Below are 4,282 nucleotides of genomic sequence, written 5' to 3' on the forward strand. Positions count from 1 at the left end.
AGCTGCTGAAGCAGACCGCCCTCACCGGTCAGCTGCAGGCCATCGGCCTGAGCCCGAGCCACGAGCTCGTTCAGGAACTGGTCATCAACGGACGCTGACGCGGCTCCTTCTGCAGACGGCTTGGCTATGTTCTCGCTGGTCACAGGTGAACTCTTCCATGATCGGAGTTACACCGTTTTTCTTACAGTCCCGGGTCATGCGGCGAGGGTGATGGTGGGGACTCTGGACTCGTGGAAGTGCCGTCTCAGAGCATGGCGAATAGGACGCAGATGCGCTGGCGGGCGAGGCGGAGGAGTGCCTAGGTGTGGGTTTTCCTGGGTGCTTTTTCCGGTTGTAGCAGGCACGTGAGGCGGGGTCGGCGTTCATGCAGGCGAAAGACGGAGAGGAACACCGCGTGTTTGGGCTGCGGGTTTCTGCCGCGGTGTGCGTGTTCGCTGTGGATTGGGGTCCCCGAGGATCTGGTGGTGGGGGCGGGGCCAGCGTAGGAGGCGAGATGGACAGCGGTGGGGAAACTGGTGCCGTCGCCGTCGCCGTCGCCGTCGCCGACGGTGACCAGGAGGACGGGGGCGGTCCTGACTCCGATTGTGGGCATCGAGGTCAGGAGCGGGTGAAGAGGGTGGGCCTCCAGCAGGCTGCTGATCTGGGTTTCCAGTGCCCGGCGCTGGTCGTGGACCGCGGTGAGCGAGGCGGCCAGGGACGGGGTCACGAGGTTGAGGGTGCCGGTTCCGGGCACCACGACGGTCTGCTCGTCCAGGGCGTCGAAGTCCTCGTCGTTCAGTCGTGCGGCCTTGCTGGTGCGGGTGGCTTCGGTGGCGAGATCCTGGTCGAAGCCGGTCAGTACCGTGAGCTCGGCAGTGATCTCGTTGGTCGGCTCCAGCGAACTCAGGGTGTGGGACATCGTGCGGGCGGCGTCCGTGATGACTGCGGCGTCCTTCGCGTCGGCTTTCGGCCCGGGTGGTGTGCTGATCATCGACAACACCGGGTTCGTCAAGAAGGGCAGCACGTCCGCAGGGGTGGGCCGGCAGTGCACCGGCGCCTCGGGGAAGATCGACAACTGTCAGATCGGAGTGTTCGCCGCCTATGCCACCAGTCGTGGACGGGCTCTGGCGGACCGGGAGTTGTATCTACCCAAGGCCTGGACCGCAGACAGGGAACGCTTCCGGGCGGCGAGGATCCCGGAGTCGCTGTTCCCAAGTTGCAGCAGGTCAAGAGCCTGGCAGGGTTCTGGCGGATCAACCAGCTCATCAGCGAAGCACCCGGTGATGCCTGGCAGCGGCTGTCCTGCGGCGTGGGCGTCAAAGGCCGGCGAGTCTATGACTGGGCCAGTGCCAGGCTGCCGGAATCAGCTTCTTCGACGGCGACGAGCCCACCCATCACCGGTGGGTGCTGGCCTGCCGCAGTCTGACACGGACACAGGAGATCGCCTACTACTTCGCCTACGCACCCGTGACCTGCACAGTTGCGGACCTGGCGAGGGCGGCCGAGATGCGCTGGTCGATCGAGGAATGTTTCCAGGCCGCGAAGAACGAATGCGGCCTGGATGAGTACGAAGTTCGTAGGTCTAGCGGCAGCCCTCATGGGCTACCGTGCCTGAGCAGAAAAGCGACGCCAAGGCCGGGGCTCCTGCAGGAAGATGAGCCGTATGAGCAGAACGAGTGAGCCTGGAGCCACCATCGCGTGTTTATGGCAGGAACACCTGCGCGCGGCCTTACCTGCTGGACTGCGTGAAACGGAGCCGGGCGGCATCGACATCGTGCTGCTCGGCGCGACCATCGCCGGGTGCGTGTCCACCTGGCAGAAACAATGGTAGCTCTCAACACAGAGCGACGCCGGATCCTCCGCGACTGCGTCGCAGAACTAGGCCGTTTCGTTTAGATCATCGGATCGTTGGTCCGGGTGTGTCGTTGACTGACGCGCAGTGGACGCGGATCGAGAGGCACGATCAACCCTAGTGGGGCAGGATCGCCCTTCCACTCCTACTTGGCGAGATCGGTGAATCTCTGCATCGCGCAGTATGCCGGCTACGCCGGCAATTTGCCTCAGAGTGACCTGACAATCGGGAGAGATAATGCCTTCCCCGCGATGGCGCGGGAACTCTGACTGAGTACCCTCGCGCGCGGCCGCAGAGCGCACCGTTGTCGCGACGGTGGGGCACCTGCGGCCCGCTGGGCTGATGGTGTGCCATTTTCGCTTGTAGACAAGCGAAATGCTCCTGACCGGCTGCGAACTCTGGCCGAGGAACGAGGAACCACCATCACCTACCTGCTTGAGAAACTGGCGCCTCGTGAGCCCACAGTCACCGAGCAGGAGCAGCGTGCCCGGGAGGCGGCCGGGAGTTGGGCGTTGAGTACACCAGTCAGGTCGCGCAGGAGGGGCAGGATTCCTGGGCTCGGATCCGAGCCCAGGAATCGCGTGAAGCCTCCATGTACAGGCCGGTAAGAAAGGGATCCGCCTTGTCGTACAGATCGGTCAAGGCTCGGCTCTTCGGGGCGAGCGGCTCGGCCACCGATAAGGGCGGCAGTGAGCCTGACATATCCGCGCCACGAGTCAATCACAATTCAAGCCGAATTTATTGAGCCTGGCACGCTCGGGGATATGGTCATTTTTGCAAGTCTCATCACGCTACTAGGTATTCACTACATCCCAACTCCATCCAGCTCCCTCGGCGGGAAAATAAACGTGGTGTGGTCTGGCTTGACCGAGCCCGCGGTGCTGATCGACGCGGACTGGCTGCCAGCACCGCCGGGGACACGAGCTGCTCATACTTGCCGAGGAAAGCCCGCACAGGGTGGAACGGAGAAGTCGTTCCCCGCGGCGGTTTCGGTGGGACTGCGTCCCGGTGATGTGGGTGCCGGGGCAGGTGGCCGTGTAGCCGTTGGGGGTCAGTTGTATAGACACGCTGGTGTTTTGGCATCGCCACCACCTCCATACAGGTTGTGTGGGTGTGATACTGCCTTTCAGTGTGCTGGCCATCGTCTCCACACGCCAGCATGAAACCGGACCCGCTGTCCGTGCTGGCGTCTGATACCGGGGCGCACGCGTTGAGGTGGGATCTGAGAAATGCAAGATTGAGGCGGCATCGCCGTCGGGTACCGATGCGAGGATCCATGCGCGTGCAGCAGGAATTCCGACTGGATGACCTGTCCCAAGTCCGGCGGGCAGCCCAGCGGGCTGGCAACCCGTTCTTCGACCACGCCGTGATCTTTGGGTTCTACAGCCGGACGGTGTTTGTTGGCCGGGGGATGCTGTTCCTCGCTCATTCGGTACGCTCGCGCCCCCGGTGGCGCGTTCATCTGGCGTTCTTCACCCCGGTCGGGGAGAGCGCCTGGCTCGTTTTGTTGCCATACCATCAGGCCCATGGCAGCCTCACCAAGGCGCAGGAAGCGGCCGAAATCCTGGCTTCAGCGATACACCGCACCTCATGGCATCACGCCGTGGGTCTGTTCGCCCGTCCATCTCCACCCGGCCAGCTTCGTGAGGCGACGGTGCCCTGGCCGTGTACAACGCTGCAGGATAGCGGTGCTGAGGTTCGTATAGTCACGGAAGCCTGATGTCCTGAGGTACGCAGGTTCGGCGGTGGCTGGGACAGGCGCTTCGGGAACGCAGCCGCCGGTCCAACCGATTGCCCGGGCGCCAGACGTCGGCCGCGACGGTTCGTCGGTACTAATCTGCCGGGCCTCCGTACCGCCGCCTTACCTGTCCTGTACGGACCTAGAGCAACCCGGCCCGCGCCCCCATCGCCCACGGTCTGATAGCGAAGCCTGGTCCGGAAATCACGACGAGTGTGTCGGATCGCCGGTGGTCTCGGCTGCTTGGGCAGGGCCTTCAAGAGATGGGAATAAATCCGGGCGTGGCTGAGAGTGGGGCGGGGTTTCGGCCGGGGTGTTTGTCCGGAACCCCCACCCGGGGGCTGCGCCACTTCACGCGCGCCCTCCAATGTCCAACGACGGCAGACGTTGCGACGTCACGCGTGAAGCGAGCCTTCCTGGCCGATGCGGCCGTGACCGGATCAGCATCGAGAACCTTCTACTGTCTGCTACGGGACCGGAGACTCCGTCTGTGTTTCGCCTGGCTCCTCGCCGGTTTCAGGCTTCTCAGCCGAGCCTGCTTTTGTCGCAGGTCGGGTTGTAGTGGTCGATGGCTCGGCTTTAGGTTTCAGGGGGTTGTGCGATGTGGCCGTGGCTTAATAAGACGGTGTCCTATGTGGTGAGGCGGAGGAGCCTCTTGTAGCAGCAGAGGGCGGCGGCGAGTCCGAGAAACGCCAGGTAGTTGCGGGGGTGGC

General features: G+C 63.8%; 3 protein-coding genes and 2 pseudogenes. 3 read left to right on the plus strand and 2 right to left on the minus strand.

All coding sequences use genetic code 11. The annotated features are described in order from the left end of the window. Both ACZ4NT_RS38870 and ACZ4NT_RS38875 read right to left on the minus strand, forming a co-directional pair. Nucleotides 1-143: pseudogene (locus tag ACZ4NT_RS38870) on the minus strand (IS256 family transposase); the annotation flags it as partial. A 155-nt stretch (nucleotides 144-298) separates the two neighbouring features. After that, entirely contained in the window at nucleotides 299-970 is a 672-nt protein-coding gene (locus ACZ4NT_RS38875; RefSeq protein ID WP_467730145.1) for an IS110 family transposase, read from the minus strand. Between ACZ4NT_RS38875 and ACZ4NT_RS38880 the strand changes: the two are divergent. From ACZ4NT_RS38880 to ACZ4NT_RS38890, 3 genes and pseudogenes are all read left to right on the plus strand, one after another. Further along, nucleotides 918-1,187 (plus strand): annotated as a pseudogene (locus ACZ4NT_RS38880) (transposase); the annotation flags it as partial. The gene ACZ4NT_RS38875 and the pseudogene ACZ4NT_RS38880 overlap by 53 nt on opposite strands. A 455-nt stretch (nucleotides 1,188-1,642) precedes the next feature. Further along, on the plus strand, nucleotides 1,643-1,810 hold the full coding sequence (locus tag ACZ4NT_RS38885; protein WP_467730147.1) for a hypothetical protein: 168 nt from the start codon (nucleotides 1,643-1,645) through the stop codon (nucleotides 1,808-1,810). 1,303 nt (nucleotides 1,811-3,113) lie between these two features. Further along, nucleotides 3,114-3,551 carry a hypothetical protein gene (locus ACZ4NT_RS38890; protein WP_467730149.1) on the plus strand — a complete coding sequence of 146 codons (438 nt, stop codon included), beginning with the start codon at nucleotides 3,114-3,116 and terminating at the stop codon, nucleotides 3,549-3,551. Nucleotides 3,552-4,282 lie beyond the last annotated feature (731 nt).

The organism is Streptomyces sp. NPDC026417, assembly GCF_055567695.1.